Origin of the sequence: Romboutsia sp. CE17 (assembly GCF_012317385.1) — a bacterium.
Taxonomy (GTDB): Bacteria; Bacillota; Clostridia; order Peptostreptococcales; family Peptostreptococcaceae; genus Romboutsia_E.
The window spans coordinates 2,457,883-2,474,879 of record NZ_CP051144.1; the positions used below are offsets into that span (position 1 = coordinate 2,457,883).

7 protein-coding genes, 1 tRNA gene and 5 rRNA genes are annotated in these 16,997 nt (G+C 36.3%); all 13 read right to left on the reverse strand.

Features of this window, described 5'->3' with window-relative positions; all coding sequences use genetic code 11:
* Window positions 1-112: 112 nt before the first annotated feature.
* The 13 genes from HF520_RS11745 to rrf (HF520_RS11805) all read right to left on the reverse strand — a co-directional run bounded on the left by HF520_RS11745 (window position 113) and on the right by rrf (HF520_RS11805) (window position 16,962).
* Window positions 113-1,613: ribosomal RNA gene (locus tag HF520_RS11745) — 16S ribosomal RNA — on the reverse strand.
* Window positions 1,614-2,281: 668 nt separating this feature from the next.
* Window positions 2,282-2,398 (reverse strand): 5S ribosomal RNA (gene rrf / locus HF520_RS11750).
* A 10-nt stretch (window positions 2,399-2,408) separates the two neighbouring features.
* Window positions 2,409-2,482 (reverse strand) — tRNA-Gly (locus HF520_RS11755).
* Window positions 2,483-2,539: 57 nt separating this feature from the next.
* Window positions 2,540-5,441 (reverse strand): 23S ribosomal RNA (locus HF520_RS11760).
* A 201-nt stretch (window positions 5,442-5,642) separates the two neighbouring features.
* Window positions 5,643-7,143, reverse strand: a 16S ribosomal RNA gene (locus tag HF520_RS11765).
* Together the 16S, 23S and 5S rRNA genes with 1 tRNA gene alongside form the textbook arrangement of a ribosomal RNA operon.
* 491 nt (window positions 7,144-7,634) lie before the next feature.
* Window positions 7,635-8,261 (reverse strand): YesL family protein, encoded by a 627-nt coding sequence (locus HF520_RS11770; protein WP_168574211.1) that lies wholly within the window; start codon window positions 8,259-8,261, stop codon window positions 7,635-7,637.
* Between the two features lie 40 nt (window positions 8,262-8,301).
* Window positions 8,302-9,339 (reverse strand): LacI family DNA-binding transcriptional regulator, encoded by a 1,038-nt coding sequence (locus HF520_RS11775; RefSeq protein ID WP_334296640.1) that lies wholly within the window; start codon window positions 9,337-9,339, stop codon window positions 8,302-8,304.
* A 63-nt stretch (window positions 9,340-9,402) separates the two neighbouring features.
* The gene (malQ, locus tag HF520_RS11780) at window positions 9,403-10,881 is read right to left on the reverse strand and encodes a 4-alpha-glucanotransferase (RefSeq protein WP_168574213.1); all 1,479 of its coding nucleotides are present in this window, start codon (window positions 10,879-10,881) and stop codon (window positions 9,403-9,405) included.
* 22 nt (window positions 10,882-10,903) lie between these two features.
* Entirely contained in the window at window positions 10,904-11,794 is an 891-nt protein-coding gene (locus HF520_RS11785; RefSeq protein WP_168574214.1) for a carbohydrate ABC transporter permease, read from the reverse strand.
* The gene (locus tag HF520_RS11790) at window positions 11,794-12,639 is read right to left on the reverse strand and encodes a carbohydrate ABC transporter permease (RefSeq protein ID WP_168574215.1); all 846 of its coding nucleotides are present in this window, start codon (window positions 12,637-12,639) and stop codon (window positions 11,794-11,796) included. Before HF520_RS11790 ends, HF520_RS11785 begins: the two co-directional genes overlap by 1 nt.
* A gap of 192 nt (window positions 12,640-12,831) precedes the next feature.
* Entirely contained in the window at window positions 12,832-14,175 is a 1,344-nt protein-coding gene (locus tag HF520_RS11795) for an ABC transporter substrate-binding protein (RefSeq protein ID WP_168574216.1), read from the reverse strand.
* A 203-nt stretch (window positions 14,176-14,378) separates the two neighbouring features.
* The gene (locus tag HF520_RS11800; protein WP_168574217.1) at window positions 14,379-16,637 is read right to left on the reverse strand and encodes a glycogen/starch/alpha-glucan phosphorylase; all 2,259 of its coding nucleotides are present in this window, start codon (window positions 16,635-16,637) and stop codon (window positions 14,379-14,381) included.
* Between the two features lie 208 nt (window positions 16,638-16,845).
* Window positions 16,846-16,962, reverse strand: a 5S ribosomal RNA gene (gene rrf / locus HF520_RS11805).
* Window positions 16,963-16,997 lie beyond the last annotated feature (35 nt).

The following is a 16,997-nucleotide window of genomic DNA, read 5'->3' on the forward strand; positions in this document are numbered from 1 at the left end:
TACTAACGTACATCGCCAACGTCTATTCTCTCTGAGAGTATCCCGTTGCTCAAAGTACTAACAATTTTGAGGAATGAACCCTCAAAATTAAACAGTAGGTAATTCTCCTTAGAAAGGAGGTGATCCAGCCGCACCTTCCGATACGGCTACCTTGTTACGACTTCACCCCAGTTATTGGTTTCACCTTCGACGGCCGCTTCCAAAAGGTTAGCTAACCGGCTTCGGGCGCCCCCAACTCCCATGGTGTGACGGGCGGTGTGTACAAGACCCGGGAACGCATTCACCGCAGCATTCTGATCTGCGATTACTAGTAACTCCAGCTTCATGTAGGCGAGTTTCAGCCTACAATCCGAACTGAGAATGGCTTTAAGGGATTAGCTCCGCCTCACGACTTGGCTGCCCTCTGTACCACCCATTGTAGCACGTGTGTAGCCCTAAGCATAAGGGGCATGATGATTTGACGTCATCCCCACCTTCCTCCAGGTTATCCCTGGCAGTCCCTCTAGAGTGCCCAACTTAATGCTGGCAACTAAAGGCAAGGGTTGCGCTCGTTGCGGGACTTAACCCAACATCTCACGACACGAGCTGACGACAACCATGCACCACCTGTCACTTCTGTCCCCGAAGGGAAATCTCCGATTAGGGAGAGGTCAAAAGGATGTCAAGCTTAGGTAAGGTTCTTCGCGTTGCTTCGAATTAAACCACATGCTCCGCTACTTGTGCGGGTCCCCGTCAATTCCTTTGAGTTTCACTCTTGCGAGCGTACTTCCCAGGCGGAGTACTTAATGCGTTAGCTGCGCCACCGAAGGGGGTAACCTCCGACAGCTAGTACTCATCGTTTACGGCGTGGACTACCAGGGTATCTAATCCTGTTTGCTCCCCACGCTTTCGTGCCTCAGTGTCAGTTACAGTCCAGAGAGCCGCCTTCGCAACTGGTGTTCCTCCTAATATCTACGCATTTCACCGCTACACTAGGAATTCCACTCTCCTCTCCTGCACTCAAGTTTCCCAGTTTCAAAGGCTTACTACGGTTGAGCCGTAGCCTTTCACCTCTGACTTAAGAAACCACCTACGCACCCTTTACGCCCAGTAATTCCGGATAACGCTAGCCCCCTACGTATTACCGCGGCTGCTGGCACGTAGTTAGCCGGGGCTTCCTCCTCAAGTACCGTCATTATCTTCCTTGAGGACAGAGCTTTACGACCCGAAGGCCTTCATCGCTCACGCGACGTTGCTGCATCAGGCTTTCGCCCATTGTGCAATATTCCCCACTGCTGCCTCCCGTAGGAGTTTGGACCGTGTCTCAGTTCCAATGTGGCCGATCACCCTCTCAGGTCGGCTACTGATCGTCGCCTTGGTAAGCCGTTACCTTACCAACTAGCTAATCAGACGCGGGTCCATCCTATACCGCAAAAGCTTTGATAAGAAATCCATGCGAATCTCTTATATCATCTCGTATTAGCGTACCTTTCGGTACGTTATCCGTGTGTATAGGGCAGGTTACCCACGCGTTACTCACCCGTCCGCCGCTCACCCCGAAGGGTTCGCTCGACTTGCATGTGTTAGGCACGCCGCCAGCGTTCATCCTGAGCCAGGATCAAACTCTCAAATAAAATTCGCTTTCGCTCATTTCGCCAACGTCTATTTTCTCCGAAAATATCCCGTTGCTCAAAATTTGACTACCTGCTCAGACTAATCATTATCTGAATATCTGGCTTGGTTGTTTGTGTTTAATTCTTATAAAAGAATTTAAGTTATATAAATTAACCTACTGTTTAATTTTCAAAGTTCATTTTCTCGACTTACTCATCTTATCAGGTTCTCACCCCTTAGTCAAGACTTTCTTTCGTTTTATTTTTCGTCCGTATCTCTCGGACAAGTAATACTTTACCACCATATTCTAAATCGGTCAACACCTTTTTTAATATTTTTTCTAACTAAATTTTATTCACAATTTTCCTAAAAAAATTATCAACAATATCAACAAGAAAACATCTTATATTCTAGCTATATTTCAAAACTTTATCCACATTATCAACTTAGTTGTTCACAAATTATTTTTTATATTTTTTATTTAACTTTTTTCTACTATAATTAATTATTAGAATTTTATAATAAGATTTTATCTATGAATTTATAGTAAGTTATTTAAATAATCTTTAATTTTATATAAAATTCATATAATTCTTAACATAAAAATAAACCATCAGATTTAGATGGTTTATTTTTATGTTTTTAGTCTTTGTCTCTTTAAATTATAATCTTTTCACAAAAAAAGATTACGTGGCTATGTCTTACTCTCCCAGGAGGTTGCCCCCCAAGTACCATCAGCGCTAAAGAGCTTAACTTCTGTGTTCGGAATGGGAACAGGTGTATCCTCTTTGCTATAATAACCACATAATCTTATTTGGAGCGGGTGAAGGGGATCGAACCCTCACAGCCGGCTTGGAAGGCCGGAACTCTACCATTGAGCTACACCCGCATATTTAGAGTTAATACTCTGAAAACTGCATATCATTTAGAATTTATCATTTAAATTGTGGTCAAGTCCTCGACCTATTAGTATCGATAAGCTAAATACATTACTGCACTTACACCTTCGACCTATCAACCAGGTAGTCTTCCTGGGGTCTTACCCTTACGGTGGGAAATCTTATCTTGAAGTCGGCTTCGCGCTTAGATGCTTTCAGCGCTTATCCATTCCGCACTTAGCTACCCAGCTATGCCCTTGGCAGAACAACTGGTACACCAGAGGTGCGTCCATCCCGGTCCTCTCGTACTAAGGACAGGTCTCCTCAAATTTCCTACGCCTGCGACGGATAGGGACCGAACTGTCTCACGACGTTCTGAACCCAGCTCGCGTACCACTTTAATGGGCGAACAGCCCAACCCTTGGGACCTACTACAGCCCCAGGATGTGATGAGCCGACATCGAGGTGCCAAACCTCCCCGTCGATGTGGACTCTTGGGGGAGATAAGCCTGTTATCCCCAGGGTAGCTTTTATCCGTTGAGCGATGGCCCTTCCATGCGGAACCACCGGATCACTAAGTCCGACTTTCGTCCTTGCTCGACCTGTATGTCTTGCAATCAAGCTCTCTTGTGCCTTTACACTCTACGTACGATTTCCGACCGTACTGAGAGAACCTTTGAGCGCCTCCGTTACTTTTTGGGAGGCGACCGCCCCAGTCAAACTGCCCACCTGACAGTGTCCCAAGACCAGATTCATGGCCTATGGTTAGAGTCCCAGTACTACAAGGGTGGTATCCCAAGGGTGACTCCACGCAAACTGGCGTTCACGCTTCATAGTCTCCCACCTATCCTGTACATGTAGTACCAAGACCCAATGTCAAGCTACAGTAAAGCTCCATGGGGTCTTTCCGTCCTGTCGCAGGTAACCGGCATCTTCACCGGTATTACAATTTCACCCAGTCTGTTGTTGAGACAGTGCCCAAATCGTTACGCCTTTCGTGCGGGTCGGAACTTACCCGACAAGGAATTTCGCTACCTTAGGACCGTTATAGTTACGGCCGCCGTTTACTGGGGCTTAAGTTCACTGCTTCGATTGCTCTAACAGATCCCCTTAACCTTCCAGCACCGGGCAGGCGTCAGCTCCTATACATCGTCTTGCGACTTAGCAGAAACCTGTGTTTTTGGTAAACAGTCGCTTGGGCCTATTCTCTGCGGCCTGCAAATGCAGGCACCCCTTCTCCCGAAGTTACGGGGTCATTTTGCCGAGTTCCTTAACAACAGTTCTCTGGCTGGCCTTAGGATACTCTCCTCACCCACCTGTGTCGGTTTGCGGTACAGGCACCTTTAACCTCGATAGAGACTTTTCTCGACAGTGTGAAATCAGCTACTTCGCTACTAAATTTCGCTCCGCATCACATCCTAGCATTATTCCTACGGATTTGCCTATAGGAACTGCCTCAATGCTTGCCCGTACATAACCAACAGTACGGTTAGCTTATCCTACTGTGTCATCCCATCTCTCAAACGGTTATTGGTGGTACAGGAATATCAACCTGTTGTCCATCACCTACGCCTTTCGGCCTCGGCTTAGGTCCTGACTAACCCAGGGCGGACGAACCTTCCCCTGGAAACCTTGGGTTTACGGCCTGTGGGATTCTCACCCACATCTCGCTACTCATGCCAACATTCTCACTCGTATACTGTCCACATGTCCTTACGGTCATGCTTCAACCTGCATACGAAGCTCCCCTACCCATCATAATGATGCCGTAGCTTCGGTAGTACGTTTTAGCCCCGGAAATTTTCGGCGCAGGATCACTCGACCAGTGAGCTATTACGCACTCTTTAAATGAGTGGCTGCTTCTAAGCCAACATCCTGGTTGTCTGTGCAATCCCACATCCTTTACCACTTAACGTACATTTAGGGACCTTAGCTGACGATCTGGGCTGTTGCCCTCTTGACTATGAATCTTATCACCCACAGTCTGACTCCCAAGTATAAGAATACGGCATTCGGAGTTTGATAGTCTTCGGTAAGTGCAATACCCCCTAGGACATTCAGTGCTCTACCTCCGCTTCTCTCAACCTTGAGGCTAGCCCTAAAGCTATTTCGGGGAGAACCAGCTATCTCCGGGCTCGATTGGAATTTCACCGCTATCCACAAGTCATCCCCGAGCTTTTCAACGCTCGTGGGTTCGGTCCTCCACGAAATTTTACTTTCGCTTCAACCTGCTCATGGATAGGTCGCCCGGTTTCGGGTCTACGCCAAGTAACTTAAATCGCCCATTTAAGACTCGCTTTCGCTACGGCTCCACACCTTAAGTGCTTAACCTTGCTACTTAACGTAACTCGTTGGCCCGTTCTACAAAAAGTACGCGGTCACACAAGAAATGTGCTCCCACAGCTTGTAAGTACAGGGTTTCAGGTTCTATTTCACTCCCCTCCCGGGGTTCTTTTCACCTTTCCCTCACGGTACTATGCGCTATCGGTCACTAGGTAGTATTTAGGCTTGGAGGATGGTCCCTCCTGCTTCCCACAGGGTTTCACGTGTCCCGTGGTACTCTGGATCATGTCTAAAGTCTTCTCGTTTCAGCTACAGGGCTATTACCTTTTATAGCGGAGCTTTCCAACTCTCTTCACTTACGATACCTCTTCGTTAATGACATGTCCGCAACCCCAACGAAGTAAACTTCATTGGTTTGGCCTGTTCCGCGTTCGCTCGCCGCTACTTACGGAATCGATTTTTCTTTCTCTTCCTCCAGGTACTTAGATGTTTCAGTTCCCCGGGTTCCCCTCGCTAAGCTATGTATTCACTTAACGATACTTAGACATTACTCTAAGTGAGTTTCCTCATTCGGAAATCTTCGGATCAAAGTTTACGTGCAACTCCCCGAAGCTTATCGCAGCTTATCACGTCCTTCATCGGCTCCTAGTGCCAAGGCATCCGCCCTGCACCCTTAATAACTTGACCAGTTATTAAAGTTTGTAATTTTAAAGACTTGTCTTGTCTATTTATAATTAAATGATGTCATATCACTAAATGTTATGCAGTTTTCAAAGTACTAACGTACATCGCCAACGTCTATTCTCTCTGAGAATATCCCGTTGCTCAAAGTACTAACAATTTTGAGGAATGAACCCTCAAAATTAAACAGTAGGCAATTCTCCTTAGAAAGGAGGTGATCCAGCCGCACCTTCCGATACGGCTACCTTGTTACGACTTCACCCCAGTTATTGGTTTCACCTTCGACGGCCGCTTCCAAAAGGTTAGCTAACCGGCTTCGGGCGCCCCCAACTCCCATGGTGTGACGGGCGGTGTGTACAAGACCCGGGAACGCATTCACCGCAGCATTCTGATCTGCGATTACTAGTAACTCCAGCTTCATGTAGGCGAGTTTCAGCCTACAATCCGAACTGAGAATGGCTTTAAGGGATTAGCTCCGCCTCACGACTTGGCTGCCCTCTGTACCACCCATTGTAGCACGTGTGTAGCCCTAAGCATAAGGGGCATGATGATTTGACGTCATCCCCACCTTCCTCCAGGTTATCCCTGGCAGTCCCTCTAGAGTGCCCAACTTAATGCTGGCAACTAAAGGCAAGGGTTGCGCTCGTTGCGGGACTTAACCCAACATCTCACGACACGAGCTGACGACAACCATGCACCACCTGTCACTTCTGTCCCCGAAGGGAAATCTCCGATTAGGGAGAGGTCAAAAGGATGTCAAGCTTAGGTAAGGTTCTTCGCGTTGCTTCGAATTAAACCACATGCTCCGCTACTTGTGCGGGTCCCCGTCAATTCCTTTGAGTTTCACTCTTGCGAGCGTACTTCCCAGGCGGAGTACTTAATGCGTTAGCTGCGCCACCGAAGGGGGTAACCTCCGACAGCTAGTACTCATCGTTTACGGCGTGGACTACCAGGGTATCTAATCCTGTTTGCTCCCCACGCTTTCGTGCCTCAGTGTCAGTTACAGTCCAGAGAGCCGCCTTCGCAACTGGTGTTCCTCCTAATATCTACGCATTTCACCGCTACACTAGGAATTCCACTCTCCTCTCCTGCACTCAAGTTTCCCAGTTTCAAAGGCTTACTACGGTTGAGCCGTAGCCTTTCACCTCTGACTTAAGAAACCACCTACGCACCCTTTACGCCCAGTAATTCCGGATAACGCTAGCCCCCTACGTATTACCGCGGCTGCTGGCACGTAGTTAGCCGGGGCTTCCTCCTCAAGTACCGTCATTATCTTCCTTGAGGACAGAGCTTTACGACCCGAAGGCCTTCATCGCTCACGCGGCGTTGCTGCATCAGGCTTTCGCCCATTGTGCAATATTCCCCACTGCTGCCTCCCGTAGGAGTTTGGACCGTGTCTCAGTTCCAATGTGGCCGATCACCCTCTCAGGTCGGCTACTGATCGTCGCCTTGGTAAGCCGTTACCTTACCAACTAGCTAATCAGACGCGGGTCCATCCTATACCGCAAAAGCTTTGATAAGAAATCCATGCGAATCTCTTATGTCATCTCGTATTAGCGTACCTTTCGGTACGTTATCCGTGTGTATAGGGCAGGTTACCCACGCGTTACTCACCCGTCCGCCGCTCACCCCGAAGGGTTCGCTCGACTTGCATGTGTTAGGCACGCCGCCAGCGTTCATCCTGAGCCAGGATCAAACTCTCAAATAAAAGTTGTCCATCGCTCAGCTAATCATTATCTGAATATCTGGCTTGGTTGTTTGTGTTTAATTCTTATAAAAGAATTTAAGTTATATAAATTAACCTACTGTTTAATTTTCAAAGTTCATTTTCTCGACTTACTTATCTTATCAGGTTGTTACCCCTTAGTCAAGACTTTCTTTCGTTTTATTTTTCGTCCGTATCTCTTGGACAAGTAATACTTTATCACCATATTTTAAATCAGTCAATACCTTTTTTAATATTTTTTCTAACTAAATTCACCTTTGAAAATAATCCACAACCCCTTTATTTTTTATTAACATTATAAACATCTTGTATTCTTCTTATAGCCTTATAATGGTATTTTTATCCACATTTCATTCACATTTTTTGTGGATTTCTTTTTTAATAATTTTAAAATAGACTTTTTATACAAATTAATTTAAGAGAATAAAATAAAAAAGCATAGATTCTTCTATACTTTTTTCTGTATCCTTTATTTAATTTATATATTTATTTAATATATTATTTAAAAAGAAAGAATTTATACATGATACAACCGCATATCCAATTATTATATAAAAGAATGCTATATATCCTAAATAATTACTAAAGAATAATATAGATATTATGGGTATTAAATTTAATAATGACATTATAATTGTATAAGGTAAGTTTTGTATTGATATAAGGGTAGCGTTTATTATAGTATTTTTTATGCTATTGTCAAACTTGCATATAATAGGAAATACATATGTTATATTAAATATAATTATTATACTAACCATTGTAAGTATAAGCTTAAATATGTTACTAATAGATGAATTAGATATAGCATTTGATATATGAAAATCTAAAATTAATACTCCTCCAACTAACATGATCATTATCCACACTATAGTACTAATCTTAAAATTTTCTTTAAAACTTTTTATGAATGTTCTAAAAATATATCCTTCTTCATTTTGTACTATTTTCATTGCAACAAAATATGTAGCTGTTGTTGAAGCTCCTATAGTTATTATAGGTATACTAAATAATATATAAAGAAAATTTAATATAACTATATTTGATATTTTTTCTAAAGTTTCAAAAAACTTATTGTCAATTCCAAATAAATTTATCATAAAGCCACTTCCCTTATTATTCATTCTTATTTCTATTCTTTTATAATTTAGAAGTAGAATCCCTAACTATTAATTCCCCTTCAAATACCTTATGTTGATGTTTACTCTTCTTATTAATTAAATCGAACAATATGTTTGTAGTTTCTTTAGCCATCATTTCTACTGGTTGTCGTATAGTCGTTATAGAAGGATTATAATAATAGGAAATATCTAATCCATCGAATCCTACTACAGAATAATCATCAGGAATTTTTTTCCCATATTCTAGTATAGCCTTGCATGCTCCAACTGCCATACTGTCTGAAATCGCATAAACAGCTGTAAAATCTTCCCCTTCTTCTAATAACTCCTTCATTAGATTATAACCATTTTCCATAGTATAGGCGCTTAGACTGTCATACGTATACCTTATTAGATTTTTATTTATTGGTATATTTCTTTTCTTTAGAGCTTCACAATATCCTTCTACACGCAATCTACTTATACTTCTATCACCACTATCATATGCCAAGATAGCTATTTTTTCATGTCCATTTTCACATAAAAAATCTACTATTTTTTTACTTTCACTTATATCATCTACAGATACTGATGAATATAAGTTCTTATCGACATCTTCAGCTATAGCTATTGTACTTAATACAAACGGTATGTTTATTTCTTGTAGTTTATTTTCCTGATGTGAAAAAGACCCACCTAAAAATACTATCCCTTTTAATCGCTTTTCCTTTATCAATTCTAAAGCTACTTCTACTTCATCTTGATTAGAATCAACTCTATGTAATATAAAAGTATATTTTTTATTTTGTATCTCTTCTTCAAATACCTTTATCATATTTTGAAAGAAGGGGTTATCTATACCTTTTATTAATACTGCTATTGTTTTTGTGTCTGAAAGCTTTAGGTTTCTTGCACTATTATTGGGAATAAAATTACTTTCTTTTATAACTTCCATTATCATATTTCTAGTATCTTCATTTATTTCAGGATGATTGTTAATTGCTCTTGAAACTGTACTTACTCCTACTCCACACTTTTTAGCTATATCCTTTATTGTGGTTGCCTTCAAATTAATCACATCCTTTCAGCTCTATATTTTAATTACTATATTATAAATACATATAAATTAGCTGATAATTTACTACCTTCCATACAGTTTAGTCAACATCTTTATTTTTTTTATATTCTTTTTAGATATGCTATTTTGCTTCATTCTCCAAGTCCAGTTATTTCCTAGTGTTGATGGTGTATTTATTCTAGCTTCTTCTCCTAATCCTAAATAATCTTGAACTGGTATTATACAAGTATCTGCAACACTTCTCATAGCTAAGCATATAAAATCCCAGTGTATCTCACTTTCTCTAGAATTTTTATTATTCATATAGTCTATACACATCTTTTTATCTTTCTTATTAATCTCTTTATACCAACCTATAGTTGTATTATTATCATGAGTTCCTGTATAAACTACACAATTATTATTATAGTTATGAGGTAAATAATCACTATCTTCTCTTGAATCAAATGCAAACTGCAATACTTTCATTCCTGGATAGCCTGTATCACTTAGCAGTTGCCTTACGCTATCCGTTAAAAAACCTAAATCTTCAGCAATAATCTCTACATTACCTAACTTTTCTTTTATATGTTTAAATAGCTCTATTCCTGGTCCCTTTTCCCAAGACCCATTTACAGCAGTATTCTCTCCGTAAGGTATAGAATAATATTCATCAAAACCTCTAAAGTGATCTATTCTTAAGATATCATATAATTTAAATGAATACTCTATTCTTTTTATCCACCATTCATAATCTGTATCTTTATGATATTCCCAATAGTATAGTGGATTTCCCCACAACTGTCCTGTTTTCGAAAACCCATCTGGTGGGCATCCAGCTACTGCTATAGGTACACATTCCTTATTTAATTGGAATAACTCTGGATTAGCCCATGTATCAGCGCTATCTAAAGCTACATAAATAGGAATATCACCTACTATTGATATTCCCTTTCTATTTGCATAAGATTTCAACCTATTCCATTGCATTGAAAATAGATACTGTAAATACTTATAAAATAGTATATCATCTGATAATTTTTCTTCGTACTCATGTATAGCTTCTTTTTTTCTTAATCTTATATCAACATCCCATTCTACCCATGACTTTCCTCCAAAAAAATCTTTTATCGACATATATAGAGCATAATCATTAAGCCACCATTTATTTTTATTACAATATGCCATAAACCTTTTATTACTATATATTTCGCTACGTTTATAAGCTTTTTTTAATACTTTAAATCTAGATAAGTATATTTTTTCATAATCTATATATTCATCATTACTTCCCCAATCATATCCATTACATTCTTCCTTTGTTAATAAACCTTCTTTTACTAATTCATCTAAATCTATAAAATATGGATTTCCTGCAAATGTAGAAAATGATTGATATGGGGAATCTCCATATCCAGTTGGCCCTAAAGGTAGTATCTGCCACAAACTTTGACCAGAACTCTCTAACATATCTATAAATTCATAAGCTTCTTTTGAAAAGCTGCCTATTCCATACTTAGATGGTAAACTTGCAATAGGCAGTAACATCCCACTTCGTCTCATAATCTACCCTCCTATTATGAATCTAACCTTTTACCGCACCTGCAACTACACCTTCTATTATGTGTTTTTGACATAACAAATAAAATATTATAATTGGAATAATTGCTAATACTAACATCGCCATCATAGCGCCCATATCTCTGTTTCCATTAGATCCTACTAACATTTGAATTACTACTGGTATAGTTTTATATTTAGTAGATAACCCTATGACTAAGTACGGTAATAAATAGTCATTCCATATCCACATTGCATTCAATATTGATACAGTTATTGCAGTTGGTTTTAATATAGGAAGAACTATCTTAAAATAAATTTGTAACGGATTACATCCATCTATTGTCGCTGCTTCTTCTATTTCTAATGGTATAGATTTTACAAATCCACTAAACATAAATACAGATAATCCTGCTCCAAATCCTAAATAAAGTAATACCATCCCCAATGGATTAGATAGGTTCAGAGTATCTGATAGTTTTACCATAGGAAACATTACCATTTGAAAAGGAACTATCATTGAAAAAACAAATAGATAATATAATGCACTAGTAACCTTACTTTTAACTCTAGTTATGTAATATGCTGTCATAGAAGTAAACAGTATTATCACTATTACTGACATTATTGTTATAAAAAAAGACCATCCCATAGCACTTAAAAAACCAGTTTTTTCTAATCCATTTATATAGTTAGTAATACCAATAAACGTTTCTGATGTAGGAAATGAAAAAGGGTTATCACTGATGTAAAATTTACCTTTGAATGAATTTGTAACTATAAATATAATAGGAGCTAGAAAAACTATAACTAGTGCACAAAGTATTATAAATATAATATTGTTACTAACATTTTTCTTATTTGATTGAGTACTTTTATTGTTAGTATTTCTATTTTTAACTAAAGTCTCTTGCATTATTGTTCTACCTCCCTTTTTCTAGTAAAATATAGCTGACTAAGAGCAATTACTGCTACTATTACAAAGAATATAACTGCTTTTGCCTGCCCAACACCTTCATAGTTATATCTTCCATAAAAACTATTAACTATGTTAAGAGCCAGCATTTCTGTTTTATGCATTGGAGCTCCATTAGTTAATGCTAAGTTTTGATCATATAATTTGAAACTATTAGATAATGTTAGAAATGTACATATTGTAATTGATGGCATTACCATTGGTATTGTTACATTTTTTAAAGTTTGCCATTTAGTAGCACCATCTATTCTAGCAGATTCAATTAATTCTGATGGTACACTTTGAAGACCAGCTATATAAATAATCATCATATATCCTATCATTTGCCAATTCATTAGTATAAGTAACCCTATAAAGCCAAACTTTTGATTTGCTACAAGTGTCGTTCCATAATTAGCTAAAAATGCGTTTATCATAGATTGCCAAGTATAACCAAGAACTATTCCACCTATTAAGTTAGGCATAAAGAATACAGTTCTGAAAAAATTAGTTCCTTTTATTTTTTTTGTTAATAAATATGCTAATGTAAACGCTAATACATTTACAGTTACTATAGATATAATAGTAAATATTGTAGTAAATCCAAAAGCTTCTACAAATCCTTGCCCTTCTGAGAAAGCTTTTATGTAATTATCTATTCCTACAAACTCTGCATCACTTATTGTAGTAAAATTACAAAAAGATAAGTATAATCCTGTTATAAAAGGAATTATAAACGCAATAGCAAATGCTATTAGTGTTGGAAGTAGAAATATCGGAAAGTATTTTTTTAATGCTTTTTGCATGCTATCCCCCCTATTATTAAGTAGAAAATCTATATTATCAATTAAGTATTTTTAAATAAAGAGCTTAAGCCATAAATATATATAGCATTTATAAAATGTTTGATCTAACGTTATATATTATTATTCATGGATAAGCTCTTTCTATTTAATTTAATTTTTAAATATCAATTAATGTATTAAAAACTTCTACTCTTATTTAGATGCCTCTTTTTCACTTGCCCATTCTTCAATAACTAATTTTTTTACATCTTCCCATTTCATATTTCCATTGCAGTATTCAAGTAATGCTGCTCCAAAATTATCCTTAAATGTTTGACTTGGGAAAGTAGTGAAATTCCAGTCTACATTATATAAATCATCATTACTTAAATATTTTAAAACTTCTTTAGCTAATGGATCTTGAGGTACTTCAGAATCTTCAAAAGTATCAAATGGTGCTATAAATCCTAATTTATTTGTTACATGATTTTTACCTGTTTCAGAAGTAAATAACCATTCAACAAATTCTATAGATGCTTTTTGATCTGCTTCTGAAGCTTTACTATTTATAGAAAAATAGTTTTCAGTTCCTATACAAAGACCTTGTTTTTCTTCACCTTCAACACCTGTATATATAGGCATAAATTTAACATCATCTTCTTTAACTGTATTACCATCAACTTCAGCTATTTGAGACCATCCCCAGTTACCATTTTGAACCATTGCTGCTTTTCCCAAAGCAAATTCAGCCATTGAATCTGAAACTGTTTTACTTCCTAATAAAGCTGGCTCACAAGTTGAATTATTTATATATAGATCAAATATATTTTTAAAGTTATCTGAATAAGTAAATTCAATTTCATCTAAATCCTTTACATCCTTATCTTTATATTCATAATATACAGGAAGGTTTGCTAAGTGAGTTTGCCATCTCCAATCTTCACCTGGAGTTAAAGATGTAGAAGCAAATACTCCATCTATACCTAATTGATCTTTCTTAGACTGCATATCCTCTACTACTGCTTTTAATTTTGAAAAGTTATTTATTTCATCTACAGATTTCGCTTTTGCACCGTCTAGAGCAAAGTATTTATCCATTATTGCTTGGTTATAAATTATTCCATAACCTTCTTCAACGTAAGGTATACCATATACTCCATCTCCATCTTTAACAGCCATATCTTGATTTAAAAGATGACTATAAAGATTTGTATCTTTCAAGTCCAAACAATATTCCTTCCATGATTCATATCCAACTGGACCATTTATTTGGAATAATGTAGGTGCATCTTTTTTTGCTACTTCAGATTTCAGTGTTTGTTCATAAGTACCACTTGCTGCTGTAACTACCTTAACCTTTACCCCTGTTTCTTTCTCATAATCTTCAGCTATCTTTTTCCACTGTTCCTCTGACTCCGGCTTAAAATTCAGATAATATACTGAACCTTGACTGTTATCTGATGCTTGATCATCAGATGATGATGTACAACCTGTTAATGCTACAGTTGACATAACTGCTGATAATGCTATTGCTACAAATTTCTTTAATTTTACCATAATAACTCCCCCTAAATAGATTTTCATTTAATTAAACTTACTCTAAATAAGACTTTCGGAAACGTTTCCGATTTCATAAACGTTTTCCTTACCCTTTAATTAGATAATAACACCTGATAATATCAAAATCAATAAATTATTTTTATTTAAGTTTTTATTTACGATAAAAATATCCATAATCTGATTGAAATTTACATATATATCTATTTTAAATTCCAAATGTCCTCATTATACTGATTTATAGTTCTATCAGACGAAAAGTAGCCTGCATTACTTATATTAATTAACATTTTCTTAGCCCATTTATATCTATTTTCATACTCTTTAAATGCTTTATCTTTCATCTTGCAGTATTCTTTAAAATCTAATAATGTCATAAACCAGTCTTTTTTCATCATCTCTTTATAAAGTCTTATAAGATTTTCTTGGTTTCCAATTTTCATTAATTTATCCCCAACTATGAAATCTAATGCATCTTTTATCTCTTTATCTTTTATATAAAAATCAAGAGGATCATATTCGCACTTTTCATAAAGCTCTATTACCTTATTGCTTTTCTCCCCAAATATAAATATATTATCATCTCCTACAAGACTATGTATTTCTACATTTGCACCATCTTCTGTTCCTAAAGTTAATGCACCATTAAGCATAAACTTCATATTTCCAGTACCACTTGCTTCTTTTGATGCTAAAGATATTTGTTCTGATATGTCGCAAGCCGGTATTAGTTTTTCTGCAGCTGTTACATTATAATTTTCAACCATTACAACCTTTAAATATTTATTTACATCCTCATCATTATTTATAAGTTCTTGTAAGCACAATATTAAATGTATTATGTCTTTTGCAATAGTATATGCAGGTGCAGCTTTAGCACCAAATATAACTGTTATAGGTGTTGTTGGTAAATCACCATTTTTTATTTTTAAATATTTGTGAATGATATACAATGCATTCATTTGTTGCCTTTTATATTCATGTAATCTTTTTATCTGTATATCAAAAATAGAATTTTCATCTATATCGATATTTTGAACTTTCTTTATATAATTTTTAAGTATAATCTTATTTTCTTTCTTTATGTCTAATATATTTTTTAATACATCTTCATCATCTATATATTTTTTTAAGTTTTGCAATTTTTCTGCATCTTGTTTAAAGTCATCACCTATTAAATTTTCTATTAAATTCGTTAATAATGGATTGCAGTGCATTAGCCATCTTCTAAATGTTATTCCATTTGTTTTATTATTAAATTTTTCTGGATAAATCTTATAAAAATTATTTAATTCATTATTTTTTAATATATCTGTATGAAGAGATGCAACCCCATTTACACTAAAACTATAATGGATATCTATATTAGCCATATGAACTATGTTATCACTATCTATAATATATACGGATTCATCTTCATATTTACTTTTAACTATTTTATCTAATTCTTTTATTATTGGCATAATCTGAGGAGCAACTTTTTCAATATAATCAGCTGGCCATTTTTCAAGTGCTTCTGCTAAAATCGTATGATTCGTATATGCACATGTTTTTGATACAATCTCTATTGCATCATTAATATCTATACCTTTATCTACTAATAAGCGAATAAGCTCTGGTATAACCATGGTTGGGTGAGTATCATTAATTTGTATCACTGCATAATCATATAAATCATATAAATTACTACCCTTCTCAATACATTCATCTAATATATATTTTGCAGCATTACTCACCATAAAATATTGTTGATAAATTCTAAGAAGGCGACCTTCTACATCACTATCATCAGGATATAAGAATAAAGTAAGATTTTTATTAACATTTGTTTTGTCAAAGTTTATTCCACTTTCTACTATACTTTCATCAACTGTTTCTACATCGAATAAATGCAGTTTATTCGTTATATTTTTATATCCCGTAATATTAATGTCATACATTCTTGAGTTTAATTTAAATCCATTAAATTCAATCTCATAAGTAGTGTCAGTTTTATTTAACCACCCTATATTTTCAATCCATTCATTTTTTTCTTCTGTTTGTAAATTATTTTTAAATATTTGCTTAAATAATCCGAAATGATAATTTAAACCTATTCCATCTCCTGGAATTCCCAATGTAGCTATTGAATCTAAAAAACATGCAGCTAATCTTCCAAGTCCACCATTACCTAAGGATGGTTCAAGCTCAATATCTTCTATCTCCGATAGATTCTTACCGTTGTTTGATAATATCTCTTTAACTTCGTCATATATGCCTAAATTGATTAGATTATTAGATAGTAATTTTCCAATTAAAAATTCTGCTGATATGTAGTATAACTTCTTTTTAGGTTTATCCTTACTTAGTCTTTCTTCACTTAATTTTTGAATAGTCTTTAAAATTGTGAAATAAATTTCTTCATTCGTGCACTCTGAAAGTTTTTTCTTAGCATTATGTTCTAATATTTGCAATAAGTCCATAGACAATCCCCCTTTTGATATGATTAAAATAATAATATAACTTTTCCGGAATCGTTTCCGAAAAAGTTTATATTTCTTCACTCAAGGTAAGTATAGTTTATAACTTAAACTTTAACAACATATTTTTTCAAAATTTAATTAAAACTTATTGTATAGTTAAAATATCAATGTAATCAGTCTATAATATTTAATTACATAAAAAAAGATTACGTGGCTACGTCTTACTCTCCCAGGAGGTTGCCCCCCAAGTACCATCAGCGCTAAAGAGCTTAACTTCTGTGTTCGGAATGGGAACAGGTGTATCCTCTTTGCTATAGTAACCACATAATCTTTCGATTAACTTATTATTAAGTTATTTAG

Excerpts from the sequence above, each read along its gene's own strand:
- HF520_RS11770 (WP_168574211.1), bottom strand. The coding sequence starts at position 8,261 with ATGATAAATTTATTTGGAATTGACAATAAGTTTTTTGAAACTTTAGAA.
- malQ (WP_168574213.1), bottom strand. The coding sequence starts at position 10,881 with ATGAGACGAAGTGGGATGTTACTGCCTATTGCAAGTTTACCATCTAAG.
- HF520_RS11785 (WP_168574214.1), bottom strand. The coding sequence starts at position 11,794 with ATGCAAGAGACTTTAGTTAAAAATAGAAATACTAACAATAAAAGTACT.
- HF520_RS11790 (WP_168574215.1), bottom strand. The coding sequence starts at position 12,639 with ATGCAAAAAGCATTAAAAAAATACTTTCCGATATTTCTACTTCCAACA.
- HF520_RS11795 (WP_168574216.1), bottom strand. The coding sequence starts at position 14,175 with ATGGTAAAATTAAAGAAATTTGTAGCAATAGCATTATCAGCAGTTATG.
- HF520_RS11800 (WP_168574217.1), bottom strand. The coding sequence starts at position 16,637 with ATGGACTTATTGCAAATATTAGAACATAATGCTAAGAAAAAACTTTCA.